13 protein-coding genes are annotated in these 19,700 nt (G+C 67.7%); 7 read left to right on the plus strand and 6 right to left on the minus strand.

Going from position 1 to position 19,700, the window contains the following annotated elements; genetic code table 11:
• From ACK5F2_RS02930 to ACK5F2_RS02960, 7 genes are all read left to right on the plus strand, one after another.
• On the plus strand, positions 1-2,399 hold a 2,399-nt coding region (locus tag ACK5F2_RS02930), incomplete at its 5' end, for a PAS domain S-box protein (RefSeq protein WP_409862645.1).
• On the plus strand, positions 2,396-3,019 hold the full coding sequence (locus tag ACK5F2_RS02935; protein ID WP_409862646.1) for a response regulator transcription factor: 624 nt from the start codon (positions 2,396-2,398) through the stop codon (positions 3,017-3,019). The genes ACK5F2_RS02930 and ACK5F2_RS02935, both read left to right, overlap by 4 nt.
• A 67-nt stretch (positions 3,020-3,086) precedes the next feature.
• Positions 3,087-3,947 (plus strand): bifunctional methylenetetrahydrofolate dehydrogenase/methenyltetrahydrofolate cyclohydrolase FolD, encoded by an 861-nt coding sequence (folD, locus tag ACK5F2_RS02940; protein WP_409862647.1) that lies wholly within the window; start codon positions 3,087-3,089, stop codon positions 3,945-3,947.
• Positions 3,948-4,022: 75 nt separating this feature from the next.
• Positions 4,023-6,041: a M3 family metallopeptidase gene (locus ACK5F2_RS02945; protein ID WP_409862648.1), complete on the plus strand. Its 2,019-nt coding sequence runs from the start codon at positions 4,023-4,025 to the stop codon at positions 6,039-6,041.
• A 48-nt stretch (positions 6,042-6,089) separates the two neighbouring features.
• Entirely contained in the window at positions 6,090-6,767 is a 678-nt protein-coding gene (locus ACK5F2_RS02950) for a response regulator transcription factor (protein ID WP_409862649.1), read from the plus strand.
• Entirely contained in the window at positions 6,764-8,059 is a 1,296-nt protein-coding gene (locus ACK5F2_RS02955) for a sensor histidine kinase (protein WP_409862650.1), read from the plus strand. Before ACK5F2_RS02950 ends, ACK5F2_RS02955 begins: the two co-directional genes overlap by 4 nt.
• Before the next feature lie 85 nt (positions 8,060-8,144).
• Positions 8,145-9,050, plus strand: coding sequence for an alpha/beta hydrolase family protein (locus tag ACK5F2_RS02960; protein WP_409862652.1), 906 nt, complete (start codon positions 8,145-8,147; stop codon positions 9,048-9,050).
• Between the two features lie 18 nt (positions 9,051-9,068).
• Here ACK5F2_RS02960 and ACK5F2_RS02965 read toward each other — a convergent pair whose 3' ends face one another.
• From ACK5F2_RS02965 to ACK5F2_RS02990, 6 genes are all read right to left on the minus strand, one after another.
• A complete protein-coding gene (locus tag ACK5F2_RS02965; RefSeq protein ID WP_409862653.1) occupies positions 9,069-9,887 on the minus strand; it encodes a substrate-binding periplasmic protein in 819 nt (272 codons plus the stop codon).
• A gap of 83 nt (positions 9,888-9,970) precedes the next feature.
• Entirely contained in the window at positions 9,971-12,796 is a 2,826-nt protein-coding gene (locus tag ACK5F2_RS02970) for a M16 family metallopeptidase (RefSeq protein ID WP_409862654.1), read from the minus strand.
• A 170-nt stretch (positions 12,797-12,966) separates the two neighbouring features.
• Positions 12,967-14,472 (minus strand): choice-of-anchor I family protein, encoded by a 1,506-nt coding sequence (locus ACK5F2_RS02975; protein ID WP_409862657.1) that lies wholly within the window; start codon positions 14,470-14,472, stop codon positions 12,967-12,969.
• A 151-nt stretch (positions 14,473-14,623) separates the two neighbouring features.
• Entirely contained in the window at positions 14,624-15,751 is a 1,128-nt protein-coding gene (locus ACK5F2_RS02980) for an MFS transporter (RefSeq protein ID WP_409862658.1), read from the minus strand.
• Positions 15,752-15,867: 116 nt separating this feature from the next.
• On the minus strand, positions 15,868-17,307 hold the full coding sequence (locus ACK5F2_RS02985; RefSeq protein WP_409862661.1) for a DNA recombination protein RmuC: 1,440 nt from the start codon (positions 17,305-17,307) through the stop codon (positions 15,868-15,870).
• 42 nt (positions 17,308-17,349) lie between these two features.
• Positions 17,350-19,680 carry a putative bifunctional diguanylate cyclase/phosphodiesterase gene (locus ACK5F2_RS02990; protein WP_409862662.1) on the minus strand — a complete coding sequence of 777 codons (2,331 nt, stop codon included), beginning with the start codon at positions 19,678-19,680 and terminating at the stop codon, positions 17,350-17,352.
• Positions 19,681-19,700: the final 20 nt, after the last annotated feature.

A 19,700-nucleotide genomic window follows, 5' to 3' on the forward strand; every position in this document is an offset into this window, starting at 1 on the left:
CCGCCATCATCCTGGCCTTCTGGTACCTGCGGAACGAGGAAATCGAGCGTGAAACCGAGGCGGTGAAACGCGACACCGAGATCGCCCAGCAGCAAATCCGCCTGCGCCTGATCGAGAACCAGGAGCAGCTGGTGCGCATCGCGCGCGAGATCGTGACCCGCCAGATCGATGCCCACGAGTTCTCCGCCCAGGCCAGCACCTTCGCGCGCGAGCGCCCCGAGATCACCCATGTGACCTGGCTCTCGGCTCGCCGCGAGCGCCGCGCCAGCGTCAGCGCCGCCGGCTTCCAGTCCGAAACCCTGATGAGCGGCGACGGGCGCGACCCCTCCATGCCCGTGGCCGAGCAGAGCAACGCGGCGGAGCTGGCCTTCCAGGCCGCGCGCGAGCGACGCCAGCCGGTCTACTCCACCCCGTTCTCCGACTACAACAACCTGACCGTCTTCCAGGTCCAGGTGCCCCTGCTGGACCGCACGGGCTTTGGCGGCGTGCTGATCGCCGAGTACTCGGTCGAAGCCCTGCTGCGCTACTGGGTGCCCACCGAGGTGGCCTCGCGCCACCCGGTTTCGGTGCTGGACAGCCGCGAACACACGGGGGCCAGCACCGTGACGCCCATGCCGGGCCAGAAGGTGCAGCGCGCCTCCATCCTGCATGACGTGCCCCTGACACCGGCACTCAACGGCCTGATTCTGCGCGGCCAGGGTTACCGGGTCTCCATCGGCCTGATCTCCAACACCCTGTTCTGGATGGTGGTGGCGCTCTCGGTCCTCACGGTCTGGATGCTGCTGGGCACCTGGAAGCACATGCGCCGCCGCCTGCAGGTGCAGAACGCCCTGGCCAGCGAGACCAATTTCCGCCGCGCCATGGAGAACTCCATGCTCACCGGCATGCGCGCCATGGACATGGAGTCGCGCATCTCCTATGTGAACCCGGCCTTCTGCGCCATGACCGGCTTCTCCGAGGCCGAGCTCATCGGCCGCAAGCCCCCCTTCCCCTACTGGCCACCCGACCGCTACGAGGAAAACCTGCGCCTGCAGCAGCAGGAGGTGCAGGGCCGCAGCCCGGCCGGCGGCGCCGAGGTGCGCGTGATGCGCAAGGACGGCACCATCTTTGACGCCCGCATGTATGTCAGCCCCCTGATCGACCACAAGGGCAAGCAGAACGGCTGGATGGCCTCGATGACCAATATCACCGAGGCCAAGCGCGTGCGCGACCAGCTCAGCGCCTCGCACGAGCGCTTCACCACGGTGCTGGAGGGGCTGGACGCCGCGGTGTCCGTGCTCTCGGTGCAGCAGGGCGAGCTGCTGTTTGCCAATCGCAGCTACCGCCTGTGGTTCGGCGCCGACCCCAAGGGCCATGCCCTGCTGGCCGGCAACCAGCTGGCCAGCGAGGCCGGCAGCGAGGCGGAGGAGGACACGGACGACTATGCCGGCCTGGCCTCCCAGCAGCTCACCGAGGTGGGCTCAGACCCGCGCGAGGTCTATATCGAGACCCTGGAGATGTGGTTCGATGTGCGAGCCCGCTATCTGCAATGGACCGACGGCCGCCTGGCCCAGATGCTGATCGCCACCGACATCACCGCGCGCCGCCATGCCGAGATGGTGGCCGCCCAGCAGGCCGAGAAGGCCCAGGTCACCAGCCGCCTGATGACCATGGGCGAGATGGCCTCCAGCGTGGCCCATGAGCTCAACCAGCCGCTCACCGCCATCAGCAACTACTGCAACGGCATGGTCTCGCGGGTGCGTGACGACAATATCCGCAAGGAAGACCTGCTGGCCGCGCTGGAAAAGACCGCCAAGCAGGCCCAGCGCGCCGGCCAGATCATTCACCGCATCCGCAACTTCGTGAAGCGCAGCGAACCGCAGCGCCAGCCCTCCTCGGCCCACAGCATCGTGGAAGACGCGGTGGAGCTGGCCGGCATCGAGCTGCGCCGCCGTCATGTGGCCATTCACAGCTATGTGGCCCAGCGCCTGCCCCAGCTGATGGTGGACCCCATCCTGATCGAGCAGGTGCTGCTCAATCTGCTCAAGAACGCGGCCGAGGCCATCGACAACGCCAATCTGCCCAGCTCCCGCCGCCATATCGAGCTGCGCGTGATCCCCAAGCACACCCCGGAACTGGGCGGACATATTGAGTTCAGCGTCACCGATATGGGCCCCGGTCTGCCCGAGGAAGTGATCGCACGTATGTATGAGGCCTTCTTCTCCACCAAGGCCGACGGACTGGGCATCGGACTAGGGTTATGCCGGTCTATCGTGGAGTCCCACCAGGGCCGGATACGCGCGGAGAACCTCTACAATGGCTCGTCCATCGTCGGGTGCCGGTTCGCCTTCACCATCCCCGTGGACATCCCGCGCCCCGAGGCTTCGGGGACCGCCATGAACACTGCTGCGACACCATGAGTCTGATTCCGAAGAAGGGTAACGTCTACGTTGTTGACGACGATGAGGCCGTGCGGGACTCCCTGCAATGGCTGCTGGAAGGCAAGGACTACCGGGTCAAGTGTTTCGACTCCGCCGAGAGTTTTCTGTCGCGCTACGACCCCCGCGAAGTGGCCTGCCTGATTGCCGACATCCGCATGGACGGCATGAGCGGCCTGGAGCTGCAGGATCGCCTGCTGGAACGCAAGAGCCCCCTGCCCGTGGTCTTCATCACCGGCCACGGCGATGTGCCCATGGCGGTGCAGACCATGAAGAAGGGCGCGATGGACTTCATCGAAAAGCCCTTCAAGGAAGACGAGCTGCTGGCCCTGGTGGAGCGCATGCTCGACCAGGCGCGCGACGCCTTCTCCAGTCACCAGGAAGCCGCCAGCCGCGACGCCCTGCTCTCGCGCCTGACCACCCGCGAGGCCCAGGTGCTGGAGCGCATCGTGGCCGGCCGCCTGAACAAGCAGATCGCCGACGATCTGGGCATCAGCATCAAGACGGTGGAGGCGCACCGCGCCAACATCATGGAAAAGCTCAACGCCAACACCGTGGCCGATCTGCTCAAGATCGCACTGGGCGCCACGGCCAAGGCCTGATCCACGCACACACCCATGAGGCCGCTTTGAGCGGCCTCTTTTGTTTTTCCGACCGGAGTATTTCGACATGAGCGCACAACTGATCGACGGCAACCTTCTCTCCAAGCAGCTGCGCAGCGAAGTGGCGCAACGCGTCGCCGCTCTCGGTGCCAAGGGCGTGAAGCCGGGCCTGGCCGTGGTGCTGGTGGGCGACAACCCGGCCAGCCAGGTCTATGTGCGCAACAAGGTCAAGTCCTGCGAGGAGGTGGGCTTCCACTCGGTGCTGGAGAAGTACGAGGCCACGATGACCGAGGCCGAGCTGCTCGCCCGCGTGGATGCGCTCAACAAGGACCCGAGCATCCACGGCATCCTGGTCCAGCTGCCCCTGCCGGCCCATATCGACGACCACAAGGTCATCGAAGCCATCTCCCCGGCCAAAGACGTGGACGGCTTCGCCGTGGAGAGCGCCGGCGCGCTGATGGTGGGCGAGACCGGCTTCAAGGCCTGCACCCCCTATGGCTGCATGAAGATGCTGGAGAGCATCGGCATGAAGGACCTCAAGGGCAAGCATGCCGTCGTGATCGGCCGCTCCAATATCGTGGGCAAGCCCATGGCGATGATGCTGCTGCAGGCCAATGCCACGGTCACCATCTGCCACAGCGGCACCAAGGATCTGGCTGCCATGACCCGCCAGGCCGATGTGATCGTCGCAGCGGTGGGCAAGCGCAATGTGCTGACCGCCGATATGGTCAAGCCCGGCGCCGTCGTGATCGACGTGGGCATGAACCGCAATGAGGAAGGCAAGCTCTGCGGCGATGTGGACTTCGAGGGCGTGAAGAAGGTCGCCGGCTGGATCACCCCCGTGCCCGGCGGCGTGGGCCCCATGACCATCACCATGCTGCTGGTCAACACGCTGGAGTCGGCGGAGCGCAGTACACGGGGTGCTTGAATTGCGCAAATGCTCCGCCAACTAAACAAGTCCTCAGCAAGCCCCCACCGGGGCGCGACCGCCGTGAAGACCACCATGAACACCAATCCCCTGCTCTCCACCGCCCCCCTGCCCGCCTTCGCCAGCATCCAGCCCGAGCACATCCAGCCGGCCATCGGCCAGCTGCTGGACGAGGCCAAGGCCGCCCTGGCACAGGCCACCGACGCTGCCACGCCGGCCGACTACGACACCCTGGCCCGTGTGCTGAGCGTGGCCACCGAGCGTCTCTCCCACGCCTGGGGTGCCGTGGGCCATCTGAATGCCGTGGCCAACACGCCCGCCCTGCGCGAGGCCTACAACGCCATGCTGCCGGCCGTCACCGAGTTCTACACGGCACTCGGCGCCGACGAGAAGCTCTACGCCAAGTACAAGGCCATCCAGGCCCAGGCCGCCACGCTGAGCCCGGCGCGCCAGCAGGCGCTCAAGCACTGGATCCGCGACTTCGTGCTCTCCGGCGCCGAGCTGCAGGGCGCTGCCCGCGATCGCTTTGCTGCCATCCAGGAAGAGGCCGCCGAGCTGGGCCAGAAGTTCTCCGAACATGTGCTGGACGCCACCGACGGCTTTGCCTACTACGCCAGCGCCGAAGAGCTGGCCGGCGTGCCCGCCGATGTGGTGGCCAATGCCCGCGCCGCAGCCGAGGCCGAGGGCAAGACTGACCACAAGCTCACCCTGCACTTCCCCAGCTACTTCCCGGTGATGCAGTACGCCGAGAACCGCGCCCTGCGCGAGACGCTCTACCGCGCCTATGTCACCCGCGCCAGCGAGCTGGGCACCCAGCCCGAGCTGGACAACAGCGCCCTGATGCAGCAGCTGCTGATGCTGCGCCAGGAAGAGGCCCAGCTGCTGGGCTTCAAGAACTTTGCCGAGGTATCCCTGGTGCCCAAGATGGCCCAGTCGCCCGAGCAGGTGCTGGACTTCCTGCGTGACCTGGCGGGCCGCGCTCGCCCTTATGCCGAGAAGGACCTGGCCGAGATGCGCGAATTCGCCGCCGCGAACCTGGGTCTGGCCGAGATGCAGGCCTGGGACCAGGCCTATGTGGCCGAGAAGCTCAAGGAAGCGCGCTATGCCTTCAGCGACCAGGAGGTGCGCGAGTACCTGACCGTGCCGCGCGTGCTCAGCGGCTTGTTCGACATCATCCAGCGCCTCTTCGATGTGAAGATCATCGAAAGCCAGGCCGAGGTCTGGCACGAGTCGGTCAAGTTCTACCGGCTGGAACGTGCCGGCCAGCTGGTGGGCCAGTTCTACCTGGACCTCTATGCCCGCCCAGGCAAGCGCCCCGGCGCCTGGATGGACGAGGTGCGCAGCCGCTGGGCCCGCCCGGAAGGCGAGCTGCAGACGCCGGTCGCGCAGCTGGTGTGCAACTTCGCCTCGCCCGCCGGCGACAAGCCCGCCCTGCTGACACATGACGATGTCACCACCCTCTTCCACGAGTTCGGCCACGGCCTGCACCATCTGCTGACCCAGGTGGACGAGCTGGGTGTCTCCGGCATCTCCGGCGTGGAGTGGGATGCGGTGGAGCTGCCCAGCCAATTCATGGAGAACTTCTGCTGGGAGTGGGAGGTGCTGCAGCAGCTCTCCAGCCATGTGCAGACCGGCCAGCCCCTGCCGCGCGCGCTCTACGACAAGATGATCGCGGCCAAGAACTTCCAGAGCGGCCTGCAGACCCTGCGCCAGATCGAGTTCGCGCTCTTCGACATGCGCCTGCATGCCGAGCCGGGCCAGGAACAGGCCGTTCAGCGGCTGCTGGACGAGGTGCGCAGCGAGGTCTCGGTCAACCCGCCGCCGGCCTTCAACCGCTTCCAGCACAGCTTCTCCCACATCTTCGCGGGCGGCTACTCGGCCGGCTACTACAGCTACAAATGGGCCGAGGTGCTCAGCGCCGACGCCTGGAGCGCCTTCGAGGAAGAAGGCGTCTTCAACCCCGCCACCGGCCGCCGCTATCTGCAAAGCATCCTGGAAGCCGGCGGCGCCCGCGACGCCATCGACAACTTCAAGGCTTTCCGCGGCCGCGAGCCGAGCATCGACGCCCTGCTGCGTCACCAGGGCATGGCTTGATGTTTTCTTCACGCGGTGCCGCCTAGACTTCCTGGTCGAGGAGGCCCCGTGAACCATCGCATCCTGGTCGTCGAGGACCACGCGCCGCTGCGCGCCCAGATCGTCGCCCTGCTGCAGGGGGCGGGCTGGCGGGTCGAGGAAGCCAGCGACGGGCGCCTCGCCCTGCAGCTGGCGCTGGAGCAGCCACCCGACGTGCTGCTGCTGGACCTGGGCCTGCCGGGGCTGGACGGTGTCGAGCTGTGCCGGCGCCTGCGCGAGCAGGCCGATCGCCATATCCCGGTGCTGATGCTCACCGCACGCGACGCCCTGGACGACAAGCGCCAGGGCTTCGGTGCCGGCGCGGACGACTACCTGCTCAAGCCCTTTGCCGGCGAGGAGCTGCTGTGGCGCTGCCAGGCCCTGTCGCGCCGCGGTGAGCTGGGGCGCAGCCCGGTGCTGGAGCGGGGACCCTTGCACATAGACCGGCGCAGTCGCGAGCTGCGCCTAGAGGGCCAGGTCTTGCCGGCACTGCCGCGCCAGGCCTACCGCCTGCTGCTGGCTCTGGCTGAGGCCTGGCCGCGGACAGTGGGCCGCAGCGAGTTGCAGCAAACGCTCTGGGCCGACGAGCCGCCGGAGTCCGACGCCCTGCGCACGCACCTCTACAACCTGCGCCAGGGCCTGGGGCCGGGGCAGAGTCTGATCAGGACCGTGCATGGCGTGGGCCTGCGGCTGGAACTGCCGCCATGACAAGGCGCTACCGAGCACGCCTGCAGCGGCGCCTGATGCTGGCTTTCACCGGCTACACCCTGCTGGTGAGCGCGGTGTTTGCGCTCTTCGCGATGGCCTTCGTCTATGTGGTGGAAGACCATTTCTTCAACACCGCCCTGGAGCACGAAGCCCAGCGTCAACAGGCCAGCCGCGCGGCCGGCGGCGACTGGCTGGTGCCGCAGCAATCCTTCATCCGCCTCTACCGTCCTGGCGAGGCCTGGCCCGAGGATCTGAGCGAGGCCCGCCAGCACGAGCCGAGGGCGCATGAGCTCGCGGGGCGAGAGGGGCGGCACTATCACCTGAAGTCCCTGCCGCCCGAAGGCGCCTGGCTGGTGGCCGAGGTCAGCGGCGAGCTGGTGGTGCGGCCCATGCGCCGGGAATTGCTGCTCTGGCTGGGCCTGTGGAGCGCTGGACTGGCCCTGCTCGCCCTGGCCCTGGGCTGGTGGCTGGCACGCCGCACCAGTGCGCCCTTGCGACGCCTGGCTCTGACCGTGGCGCAGAGCGAGCCAACCCGGCTGCCCACCGATCTGGCGCAGCAGTACGGCGATGATGAGGTCGGCCTGCTGGCCGCCCACCTGGCACGGCTGAACCAACGCACCCAGGACTTCATCGCCCGCGAGCAGGCCTTCACCCGCGACGCCAGCCATGAGCTGCGCACCCCGCTGGCCGTGCTGGGCCTGGCCTGTGAGGAGCTGCAGCGCCGCCCAGACGCTTCGCTGCGGCCGGCGCTGGCCACCATGTCCGCTGCGATCTGGCAGCTACAGCAGACCGTAGACCTGCTGATGGCACTGGCCCGCGAGGAGGGTCCACCCACCCTGGCCGCGCCCGAGCTGCCCTTGTTGCCCCAGGTCGAGCAGCTGGTGCTGGCGATGGCGCCGCTGCTAGACCGCCAGGGCATAGCGCTGGAGATCGCGCTGCCCGCCACGCTCACCCGCCCCTGGCCGCCGGCCCTGACCCGGCTGCTGCTCAGCAATCTGCTGGCCAATGCGATCAGCCACGGCAGCGGCGGCCGCATCCGCCTGGAGGCCGATGCGCAGCAGCTGCGCCTGGGCAATGCCAGCGCGCCGCCGCCCGCAGCCGTGCTCCAGGTGCACGCCGCGGGCCGCGGGGCCGGGCTCAAGAGCGAGGCCAGCAGCGGCCTGGGGCTGGGCCTGTCCATCGTGCGGCGCCTGGCCGAGCGCCATGGCCTGCAGCTGCGGCTCGGCCACGAGGCCGGCTGGACCTGGGTCGGTCTGCACGCCCGCAGCAGCGACGACTTCACATCGTCTTGACGCGCCGCGGCCTAGGCTGCGCGCACCTTGGTCCCATACGGGCCTCGGGAATATCAAGATGACACGAAGGAAAGCACTCCGCATCATGGCAAGTCTGCTCGGCATCGCCGCCCTGGCCGGCGCACTCTGGTGGGGCCTGTTCGGCCTCAAGCCCTACGACATCACGCCCGACGCGCTGCAAGCGCGCTATGCCTACGCCCCGCCCACCAACGGTCTGCAGGTGCAGGTGCAGCTGCAGACCGAGCCCGAGGGCGGGCACGCACAATCCCTGCGCTTCACCAGCTTCGACGGCAGCGAGGTGCAGGGCCGCCTCCTCTACCCCAGCGACCCGGCACGGGCTAGCAAGCCCTTCCCGCTGCTGATCGGCCTGCATGCCCTGGGTCGCGGCCATGTGCGTTGGTGGAAGGAACAGAACAAGGGCCATCCGACCGTGGAGCAGACCCACCGCATCACCGCGATGGCACTGCAGCAGGGCTACGCGGTGCTGGTGCTGGACGCGCGCCGCCATGGGCATCGCAAAGACCCCAATCACACCGTGCTTGAACTGATGGACGATCTGCACCTGTGGGGCAAGCGCGAGCCCTACGAGCGCATGATCGTGGACACCGTGCGCGACTACCGCCTGCTGCTGGACTGGGTGCAGACCCAGCCCCAGCTGGACGCCAGCCGCATCGGCGTGGCCGGCTACAGCATGGGTGGCCAGATGGCCCTGCTGCTGGGCGGCCTGGACAGCCGGGTGGGCGCGGTGCTGGCCATCGTGCCGCCGCATCTGGACAACAAGGTCGCCGCGGTCGCCCCCCGCAACGCGGCCCCTGGTCTGACCGGAAAAAAGGTTTGGCTGCTCAGTGCCGATGATGACGACTACGCCAGCAAGGCTCAGAACCAGGCCCTGTTCGAGGCCATCCCAGCGCAGGACAAGCGCCATCTGCGCTTCCCGGGCGGCCACCTGCTGCCGGCCCACTATGTCGACGGTCTGGGTGGATGGTTCTGAGCGCCGGGCCGACTGGGATCAGGGGCTCTTGCGCTCCTGCTCCTTCCAGAGCTGCACACCGCGCTCGACAAAGCTGAGCATCAGCCGGTTCTGGCGCAGCTTGAACATGGCCCGAGAGATGGCGCCGCGCAGCTCCGCGGTATTGCATACGGAGCGATGCGACACCGTCACGAAGAGCTGCTCCTGCGCGACCGGTATGGGCATGAGTCGCAGACCGCGGACACCCAGGCGGGCAATAAAGGCCTCGGCCGGGCTGTCCTCGTAGACCAGATAGTCCGCCCGCCCGCGCTCAAGCATCTGCAGGGCCTGATCCAGGCTGCTCACCTTGCTGAGACTCAGAGACTCGCTGGCAAAGCGGTCAAAGGCCTGACCGAAGCTGTTGTTGATCACGGTCAGCCCTCTGCGCGGGATCAGGTCTTCCCAGCGCTGGTAGGGAAAAGTCGCTCCCTCGCGCTGTATGACCACCGAGCGGGTCTCGCGAAAGGGCAGATGCGCGTAGTCCATGTACTCGGTACGCGGCAGGGTGAAGAAGGCGCCAGCGATCATGTCGATGCGGCCGGCGCGAGCCTCCTCCTGGACGCGGGCCCAGTTGCCCACATAGCGCAGCTCGATGTTCACGCCCAGCTCATTGCCCAGCCAATCCATCAGCTCGGCATTGGCGCCCACCAGGCGGGCCTCGTTATCGGGGTCGCGCCACAGATAGGGCGGATATTGAGGATTGCCGGAGGCCACCAGCGAGCGGCAGGCGGACTGAGCCTGCGCCGCCCCCGGCAGCGCTAGGCCAAACAGGGCCAGCAGGATGACTGCGGGCCAGCGGAAAATCAGGGGATGGCTCATCGCGGGGCTCCGGCTGCCGTGGCGAGTGAGTAACGGTAGCGCGCCCTCACAGCGCTGGCAAGCACGGCCCCATCCCCTGGCGTTCAGGGCTGCTTGAAATCTCCGGCCGTGCTGAGAACAAAGGCATCCTGGCGGATCAGTCGGCGCCATGCGGCGTTGACCTGCTCGACCGTCAGGGCCTGCAGCTCAGCGTCGCGGCGCTGAACATCAGCCCAAGCTTCGCGCCGCTCGCCCAGCCACAGCAGGGTTGCCGCCAGCTGCCCCTCGCTAGCCCGAGCTTGCTTGCGCCCTTCCGCCAGGCTCTTCTTGGCGCGAGCCAGCTCGACCTCGCTCACCCCTTCGCGCGTCAGGCGAGCCAGTTCCTCTTGCACCACGGCGATGATGCGTTCGCGCTGGTCCGGCGCAAAGGAGGCTCGTATCGTCAGCTCGGCATCATCGCCAAAGCTGGGTGTTTCAAGCGCCGCGCTGATGCCATAGCTCAGACCCTCTTGCTGGCGCACGCGGGCGGGCAGTCGCCCCTCCAGGCCGCCACCGCCCAGCACATGCACGACCACGCCCAGGGCCTGTGCCGCGGGGTCGTTCTGGTTCAGGCGCAAGGCCTGGTGCATGTGCAGGATGGCGTTGGGCTTGTCCCGCACGGCCGCGTCGAACCGCGCCGCGGGGATGGGCTTGAAGCTCCCGACATGCTGCACAAAGCGCGGCGCCGTCGCCTTCTTCCAGCCTCCGAACAGGGCCTCGATCTGGGTCGCCAGACCCTCTGGCAGGGCGCCCACCACGGCCACGCGGGCCTCATTGGCCGACCACAGGTCCTGGTGTATTGCCCGCAGATCCTCCAAGCGGGTGGACTGCACCGCATAAATGCGGTCATCGAGGCTCTTGATGTAGTCGGGGTGCCCCGACTCGACCTGGCGCGCCGCGTTGTAGTGTCCGCGTACGGCCTCGCGCCGCTGGGTCTCAGGCTCCTGCCGCGAAGCCTGCAGACCGGCAATCGCTGACTTCTGCAAGCGTTCGAAGGCCGCCGCCGGCAGCAAGGGGTTCTGCAGCAGATCGGCGGCAATCTTCAGCGCCGGCAACAGCGTGTCCTGCTCGGCCCTGATGTGCAGGGTCGCACCCTGATCGTCACTGCTGAGGTTCAGATTGGCCCGCAGCTTCACCAGCTCATCCTGCAACTGCTGCTTGCCATAGCCGGTGCTGCCTTCCATCACCAGGCGCGCCAGCACATCGCTGCCGCGGCGCGCAAAGGTTTCGGCACGCTCGCCCCAACGCAGCCGCATCTGCAGCTGCACCGCCTTGCCACGCGTGCGCTTGCTCAGGGTGTGCAGCTCGATACCGCTGGGCAGGCTCTGAACCTCGGTGCGCGAGGCCAGCAAGGGCGGTGTCGGGTCGAAGACTTCGCCCTCCTCCACCTTGGGCGGTCCCTGCAGCGCTGCCAGGCGCTGGTCCAGCAGCGGTGCCACGGGAATCTCGACCCGCTCGACCTGTGCGGACGGTATATAGCGCCCCAGGGTGCGGTTGGCACTGCGGAAATACTGCTGGCGCACACGCTCCACATCGGCCAGCGTGACTTTCGGAATGTCCTCCATCAGCTGGAACAGCAGACGCCAGTCACCCGCGCCAATCAGACCCGAGATCTGCTGGATCAAGGCCTCCGGCCTCTTCATCTGCTCGCGATAGCCGGCCACAGCCTGCTCGTGCACCCGCGCCAGATCGCGCTCGTCAAAGGGCTTGACGTTGCGCCCCTCGACCAGATCCAACAAGAGCTGCTCGACCTTGGCCACGTCGGCATCCGGCGGCAGCGCCGCAAAGACCTGCACGCCTCCGGGGTCCGCGCCGCCAAGCCCGCCCATCATGGCTGCCACCGCCAGCTTGGGCTCGACCAGCTGCTTGTACAGGGGGCCACTGGGCTGCAAGCTCATGAGCAGGCCAAAGACCATCAGGGCGGCTGAGTCCGGATGGGCCGCCGCTGGCACGTGGTAGCGCGCCAGCACCAGGGGCTGCCCACCCACGCGCCTCACCATCACGGTGCGCTCGCCATCCTGCGCTGGCTCTACCGTGTAGGGCTGGGGCATGGCCTCTGGCGGCCGCTTCAAGGGGCCGAAGTGCTGGGCGATGCGCGCCAGCGTGGCCGCCTTGTCAAAGTTGCCAGCGACCAGCAGCGTGGCGTTATCCGGCCGGTACCAGCGCTTGTAAAAGGCCTGCAGCTTCTCGATGGGCACGTTCTCGATATCGCTGCGCGCGCCGATGGTCGACTTGCCGTAGGGGTGCCAGGCATAGGCGGCCGCATTGACGCGCTGGTTCAGTACCTGCAAGCCATTGTTCTCGCCGCGCTCGAACTCATTGCGCACGACCGTCATCTCCTTGTCCAGATCGGACTTGGCGATGAAGCTGTTGATCATGCGGTCGGCTTCCAGCGCCAGAGCAAAGTCCAGCGTGTCGGCGTTGGCGTTGAAGCTGGCGAAGTAGTTGGTGCGGTCGACCGTGGTGGTGCCGTTGAAACGCACACCCCGCATGGCGAATGCCGCGGGAATGTCGCGATGACTCGGGGTTCCCTTGAAGACGAGATGCTCCAGCAAATGCGCCATGCCGTACTCGCCCGGCGCCTCATGGCGGCTGCCCACGCGGTAGGTGATATTGACCGTGGTGGTGCTCTGCGATTCGTCGGGAAAGAGCAGGATCTGCAAGCCGTTGGGCAGGCGGTATTCCGAGATGCCGCCCAGCTCACGCACCCAACGTGCCGAGGCTGCAAGCTCGGCCGGCGCCTTGCCACCGCCGTTCACGGCCTGGGCTGACAAGCCCGATGGCTGACCTGGCTTGATTTGAGTACCGCTCGCCCAGCCGCTGCTCACGGCCATGGACACCGCCAATGCCAGCATGCCGGGCACGGCGCTGGTCTTCAGAACACGCTTCAAGTTTTCGCTCCCTATGGGCCCGTTCATGTCCGGGGCCGCGGTCGCGCATTGTGAGCGAGGACGGTGCTGCTCAAAGCTCCTCCCATCCCCCTCTGAAGTGGGATGGGGTGTGCCCGGGGGCCGTGTGCTTCACGGCTTGGCCGGGCACATGCCTGCTGCCTGCTAGGACCTCAGGCGCGGCGCTGACGGCGGGCCACAGCCCCCAAGGCGGCAAGCCCCAGGCCCATCAGGGCCCAGGTGCTGGGTTCCGGCACCGGAGCCAGCTGGAACACGGTGGTGCCGAAGGTCGTAGCACTGCTGCCCTCGCTGGCCACGGCCAGGTAGTGGAAGCCGTCCATCACAAAGGTTGTCAGCCCTTCGGGGCGGTTGAAGCCCTCGGGATTGACCAGCAGCTTCACAAAGCTGGCATTGGCCGGGTCGCTGATGTCGAACACGCCGATGGCGCCGGTCGTCGTCCGCTCCAGACCCACAAAGGCGTAAAGCCGCTCGCCGATCTCCATCACCTTGACGTCTTCGGGCTCAACGCCCTTGTCGCGGCTGCGGCCATCGTCATACAGGCCGGCGGCATGCGCGGCCTTGTCCAGGGCCGCACCGCTGTCCCAGATCTCGTTGCCCGCAGCGTCGCGAATGGAGATGGAGCGCGCGCCCGCCGCATAGAGGCCATCGGTGTCGACGGCCGAGATCCGCAAACGGCTCTCAATCCCCGAGCCCCCTGCAGCCTTCCGATCACCATCGTCCTCGCGGAAGTCACCCTCGTTGGCGGTCACGTAATAGGTCTTGCCGTTGCGGTCAAAGCTGGCGATGCCGTCGGGCATGTAGAGGCCGCGGACGGCGACGTTCTGAAAATTCACCGGGCCGCCGTCGCGCACATCAATCTCATTGCCTGGCTTGCTGAAGTCCTTGGCACCCAGCCCCACCACGCTCACCGACTTGTGGGTGTTCAGGTCGATGGTCGCTACGGCGTTGTGCTCTTGCAGGGTCACGAAGGCCTTGCTGCCATCGCGACTCACCGCGATGTACTCCGGCTCGAAATCCATACCCGGCTGGCGTACCACCGACTGCCCGGCCCACACGCGGTTGCTGGCGGTGGGCGCCACGCTGTCGAAGTGCACGGTGGCCGCCACCGAGCGCGTTCCCATATCGATGATGCTGACACTGCCCTTGGGATCCGTGCCAGCGTACTTGCCGCTGTCGGCCACCGCGTTGGGCGTGCCCTCATTGGCCACCAGGAGCTTGCTCCCGTTCGGTGTGAAGGTCAGCATATCGGGCAGCGCACCGACGGCGATGCTGTTGCTGCCCGCCAGCAAATTACGGGTAGCGGTGTCGTAGAGCTTGACCACGCCCGCGTTGCGGCGATCGCCCGGCGCCTCGATCGCGAAGGCCGCCACGCCATTGTGAACGGCCACACTGTTGATGGACCCGAAGCTGCGGGTGTCGATGAACTGCAGCGCAGTGCCGGTCTTGGCGTCCAGCACATGCACGCCCGACACACCCGCCACCCACAAGGTCTTGGTCAGGCTGTCAAAGCTCACCACCTCGGAGGTGAAGCCACTCAGGCCGGCGTGCTTGCTGGACCAGGCCAGGCTGGCACCGTCCAGGGCACCGGCCGCGTGGACATTCGAGGCCAAGAGCGTGGTGGCAGCGCCCACCAGGGCGGCAATCATGGAGCGCTTCATCGGGAATTCCTTGCGGTGCTTGGGAGCATGAGAACAAGCCCGCGAGGCTAGTGAACCCACATGACGACTCGGTGACACCGTGACAAAGTTCACACCCTTGAGCCGGGGGGGGCTCACCAAGCAGCGCGAGCGCGCGGCGCTCGACCGACGCTCAATCGTGCCGCTGGGTTCCAGAGCCCGTGCCGGGTTCCTGGGGTGCCAGTCGCGCGGCCGGCCACTGCGCCCACAGCAGCAAGGCGGCCATCAGCCACATCGGGGCGGCGGCCACCGAGGCCGTGGCCAGCAGGCCAAAGCCCAAAGGCATGACGATGGTCGCGCCATTGGTGAAGAGCATGCGCAGGCCCAGGGCCTGACCGTGGCGGTCGGTGGGCGTGATCTGGTGCAAGGTGGACAGCACCATGGGCTGCACCGAGCCGAGCGCGAGCCCCAGGAGGGCGGAGCCCGCTATCAGGCCCGGCGTGCCGGGCAAGCAGGCATACAAAGCCAGCACAGCGCAGGCGATGGCCATGGCGGTGCGCAGGGCCCGGACCTCGTCCACCTGCTCGGCCCACTTGGTGAGGGCCAAACGCACCAGGGTGGCGGCGGTGGCGAAAGCGCCAAGAATCAGGCCGATGCTGGTGGCGCTGAGCTCGCGGCTGTGGCCGACGATGGGCACCACAAAGCTGTGAGCATCCCAAGCCGCGGCCAAGACCACATTGAGGATCATCAGACGCCGGAAACTGGCCAGGCGCAAAAGGCCCCATGCGCCGTGACGCGTGGCACTCGATGGGCTGGCCGGGAGGCTGGGGGCAAGACGCGGCACCTGCAAAGCCGCCCACCAGGCCAGCGCCGGCAGCAGCACGGCCAGAGCGAAGGCCGCACGGAAGCTGATGTGGTCGATCAGCAGCCCCGCCACCACCGGCGCCAGGGCATTCGACAGGGCTGGCCCCAAGGCCAACCAGCTGAAGATGCGGCGCATATCGCCGCTGCCCCGGGCCATCAGGCCGCCCTCGCGCTGTATGCCCACGGCGGCAATGCTCAAGGCGCCACCGGTCAACAGCGCCGCCAGACACAGGGCCAGCACGTGCTGCGAGAGCGTGGCCATCAGCGCGCCCACGCAGGCCATCACCACGCCGATGCCGACCGGGCGGTGCAAGCCGTGCCGGTCGGCCATGCGGCCGGCCCACAGCGCCGTCAACATGGGCACCACCGCATACAGACTCAACAGCACCCCCAGCGTCCACTCGGGGTAGCCCTGCTTCAAGACAAACAGGCTGGAGGTGACGCGGCTGGTGGCCATGCAGGCATGCACGAACACAAGGGCGGCCACGAGAAAAGGAAAAGCCCGTCGCTGGGCCGCTGCCTGAGCCTCGCCGAGGGGCTCAGGATGGACGCCCGGCGCACCGCCCGTCGCGCTCAAGCATCGCCCTCGGCGTCGGCGCTGCCCAGCAGGGCCTGCACCCGGGTCTCGGGCAGGGCTTCCACGCCCTTGAGCTTGCGCGTCATCTGACGGGTGCGGGTCTCGGCCATCTCGATGCTGCTGCTGGCCTCATCGAGCTTCTTCTTGGTCTTGGCCAGCACCTCGCCAAACTTGCCGAACTCGGTCTTGACGGCACCCAGCACCTCCCAGACCTCGGCCGAGCGTTTCTCCAGCGCCAGGGTGCGAAAGCCCATTTGCAAGCTGGTCAGCGTGGCCAACAGGGTGGTGGGGCCCACCAGCATGACCTGGTGCTCGCGCTGCAGCGACTCCACCAGTCCCGGCCGGCGCAGCGCCTCGGCATACAGACCCTCGGTGGGCACGAAGAGCATGCCGAAGTCGGTGGTGTGCGGCGGCGCGATGTACTTGTCGCGAATGGTCTTGGCCTCCAGGCGCAAGCGGGTCTCGATGGCCTTGGCCGAGACTTCCACGGCGGCGGCATCGGCGCGGTCCTGGGCTTCCAGCAGGCGCTCGTAATCCTCGCGCGGAAACTTGGCATCGATGGGCAGCCACAGCGGCGCACCGTCGTCGCGCTGGCCCGGCAGGCGGATGGCGTACTCCACCCGCTCGCTGCTGCCCGGCACGGTGGCCACATTGCTGGCGTACTGCTCCGGCGTGAACACCTGCTCCAGCAGGCCCGCCAGCTGCACCTCGCCGAAGATGCCGCGGGTCTTCACATTGGTGAGCACGCGGTTCAAGGCGCCCACATCGCGGGCCAGCGTCTGCATCTCGCCCAGGCCCTTGTGCACCTGCTCCAGGCGCTCGGCCACCTGCTTGAAGCTCTCGCCCAGGCGCTGCTCCAGTGTGGCCTGCAGCTTCTCGTCCACGGTGGCGCGCATCTGCTCCAGCTTCTTCTCGTTGTCCTGCTGGATGGCGCCCAGGCGCTGATCCACGGCGGCCTGGACCACGGAGAGGCGCTGATCCACCGCCGCCTGCACCTGGGTCAGGCGCTGTTCCTGGCGCTGGCCCAGCAGCTGCAGCTGTTCGCTCAGGGTGCTGGATAGCCGGGCACCGGCCGCGTCCTGCGCCTCACGCGCCGCCAGGGCCTGGGCGCCCAGGGCCTGCTGCAGCTGGGCCAGTTGCACGCGGACGCTGTCGATCTGCTCGTTCTGGGTGCGGGCCACATCGCCGCCCTGGGCCAGCAGGCTCTGTTGAAACTGGGCCAGGGTGGCCAGCAGCTCCTGGCGGGTGCCGCCGCTGCTGCGGGCCAGCTCGTCGCGCAGATCGCGGTCCAAGCGGTCAAGGCGCTCACCATTCTGGCTGAGCAAGGGGGCCAATTCGGCGCTGGCATCCGCGCTGCGCAGGCGCGCCCAGATCAGGATCAGCAGGAGCAGAACCAGGGCCAGCAGGCCCAGCAACAAGGCTTCGACAAGACTCATGCGGCCATTGTCTCAGGCCGGGCCGCGGTGACAGACCCGCGCTCAGGCGGGCTCGGGTTGCGCAGCGCACTCGCGGCGCAGCAGGGGCAGCCAATACGCTGCCGGCTGCGGCCGGCCGAAGAGCCAGCCCTGCAAACCGTCCACGCCGCGTTCCCGCAGGTAGAGGTGCTGGTCCTCGGTTTCCACGCCCTCGGCCAATACCTCCAGGCGCAGGCTGCGAGCCAGGGAGATCATGGAGTCCACCACCCGCCCACGACGCGCGTCGCCAGGCAGATCGCGCAGGAAACTGCGATCGATCTTGAGCACATCGATGGGCAGGTCCACCAGCTTGGCCAGGGAGGAGTAGCCGGTGCCAAAGTCGTCGATGGCAATGCGCAGACCTGCGCCGTGCAAGCGTCGCAGCTGGGCCAGGGCAAGGGCCGGATGCCGGGCCAGGGCCGATTCCGTGACCTCCAGTTCCAGCTCAGCCGGCCGCACGCGGTGGCGAACCAAGCTTTGCATCAGCTGCTGCTCGAAGCCCTCACGCTCCAGGTCGTGGGCCGAGAGATTCACCGCCAGGCGCGGCAGCGCTTGGCCAGCGCCCAGCTCACGCCGCCACCGGGCCAGCTGGGCACAGGCGGCGTCCAACACCCAGTCGGTGATGCCGCCCACCAAGCCACAGGCCTCGGCCACCGGGATGAACTCGGCCGGCGGCACCTCGCCCAGGGCGGGGCTGTTCCAGCGCACCAGCACCTCAAAACCCAGCAGGCCGCCGCGCACATCGCGCTGGGGTTGGTAGAGCAGGTGCAGCTGGTCGCCAACCAGGGCCTGGGGCAACTCGGCCTCGATGGCCATGCTGCGGGCCACGCCTGCGGCGGTCTGGGCATTGAAAAGCAGCACGCCCTCGCTGCCCTCGCGCCAGCGCGGGTCCTGAGCCATATCCAGAGCCAGCTCGCTGCAACGCAGCAACTCGGCCCCGTCGACCCCGGGGTGCTGAAGGCGGCGCTCATCGACCATCACCAATCCGCAGACCAGGTCGAGCAGTACCGCTTGGCGCGAGGTCTCGGCCTGCAGCGGCAGGGTTTGCTGCAGTCGGCGTACTTCGGCCAAGGCCTCGCTCTCGCGGTGCTGCCCCGGCAGCAGCACCGCGATCACTGAGCCCCGCACCCGCGCCGCCTGGCGCCCAGGCGGCAGCAGGCGGCGCAGCGCGGCCACGAAGTCGCGCAACAGCGCGTCGCCTGCCGGGACGCCGTAGCGCGCATTGAGCTGGCGCAGATTGCACAGGCGCAGGCTCAGCAGGGCCAGGCCCGGCGTGCCCTGGGCCAGCTGGGCGTCAAGCTGCTGGATGCTGCGTGCCCGGTTGGGCAGGCCGGTGAGCGGGTCGTGCCAGGTGGCCCAGACCTCACGCTGCACCGAGGCAGCCAGATCGGCCTGCACGCGGCGAAGTTCGCTCACATCGTCAAAGGCGTAAGCACTCAGTCGGTCGCCCAGGCTGCGCACCGAACGCAGGGTGAGCTCACGACTGCGGCCCTCGGCAGACCTGCACTCAGCCAAGTGCCAGCGCAAGCCCGGCTGGCTGCGCCAGACACCGTCGCCACCCTCGACATCCTCGAAGAGCTCCGACAGACTGCGTCCACGCAGTTCCTGCTCGTCATGCCGGCCGCACAAGGCCAGGAAGGGCTTGTTGCAGCGAAGCACCCTGCCCTGCTCGTCACAAACCAGGGTCGGGCCGCTGGCCACCTGGAAGACCTGCTCACTCAGATGGCGCCAGCCCCGGAGCTGGCGCTCCACCCGGCGCATGCCCGCCACCACTCGAAACATGGCCAGCGGCAGACAAAGGTTGAAGAAAATATAGAGCGCACCATGCACATAAGCTTGGGAATGCGGCAGGCGCACCTGTTGATCGGGCAGCTGTGGCGCTTCCCAGCCGCTGAGCGAGAGGCCGAAGAGCAGGGTGTTGAACACCATCAAGCCCAGGGCCAGCGGCCAGGCCACCAGCAAGCCGGCCAGCATGGGCGCGGCATAGCACAGCACATAACCCAGGCGAGAAAGCGCGGGCTGGCTGCCGGTGGACGCGGTAATGGCAAGGCCAGCCACGTAGACCGCAGCAAGCAGCCACAACGCTCCGGCTCTCCCCGCATGCCGGGCTTGACTTGAGGCGCCGGCCAGCAGCAGCACGATAGCCGCAACGATGGCAACCGCCCAGGGCTTGTCCCGCTGCCAGCCCTCCCAGGCCACATGCAACCCCACTACGGCGGCAAGCACCAGGCTGGAGAGCAGCACGACACGCAATGCACTGAGCTGGATGTCAGCAGCACTCGACGGACCTTGCGCTGGCTGAGCCAAAACCCAGTCGCGCAAGAGCACCCAACCACGCTTGATTTTCTGCGCCATGCTCCCGCCAGTCGGGCCGG

Source organism: Roseateles sp. (assembly GCF_046300915.1).
In the GTDB taxonomy this organism is placed as follows: domain Bacteria; phylum Pseudomonadota; class Gammaproteobacteria; order Burkholderiales; family Burkholderiaceae_C; genus Kinneretia.

Excerpts from the sequence above, each read along its gene's own strand:
- ACK5F2_RS02960 (WP_409862652.1), top strand. The coding sequence starts at position 8,145 with ATGGCAAGTCTGCTCGGCATCGCCGCCCTGGCCGGCGCACTCTGGTGG.
- folD (WP_409862647.1), top strand. The coding sequence starts at position 3,087 with ATGAGCGCACAACTGATCGACGGCAACCTTCTCTCCAAGCAGCTGCGC.
- ACK5F2_RS02945 (WP_409862648.1), top strand. The coding sequence starts at position 4,023 with ATGAACACCAATCCCCTGCTCTCCACCGCCCCCCTGCCCGCCTTCGCC.
- ACK5F2_RS02980 (WP_409862658.1), bottom strand. The coding sequence starts at position 15,751 with ATGGCCACCAGCCGCGTCACCTCCAGCCTGTTTGTCTTGAAGCAGGGC.
- ACK5F2_RS02955 (WP_409862650.1), top strand. The coding sequence starts at position 6,764 with ATGACAAGGCGCTACCGAGCACGCCTGCAGCGGCGCCTGATGCTGGCT.
- ACK5F2_RS02965 (WP_409862653.1), bottom strand. The coding sequence starts at position 9,887 with ATGAGCCATCCCCTGATTTTCCGCTGGCCCGCAGTCATCCTGCTGGCC.
- ACK5F2_RS02990 (WP_409862662.1), bottom strand. The coding sequence starts at position 19,680 with ATGGCGCAGAAAATCAAGCGTGGTTGGGTGCTCTTGCGCGACTGGGTT.
- ACK5F2_RS02975 (WP_409862657.1), bottom strand. The coding sequence starts at position 14,472 with ATGAAGCGCTCCATGATTGCCGCCCTGGTGGGCGCTGCCACCACGCTC.
- ACK5F2_RS02985 (WP_409862661.1), bottom strand. The coding sequence starts at position 17,307 with ATGAGTCTTGTCGAAGCCTTGTTGCTGGGCCTGCTGGCCCTGGTTCTG.
- ACK5F2_RS02935 (WP_409862646.1), top strand. The coding sequence starts at position 2,396 with ATGAGTCTGATTCCGAAGAAGGGTAACGTCTACGTTGTTGACGACGAT.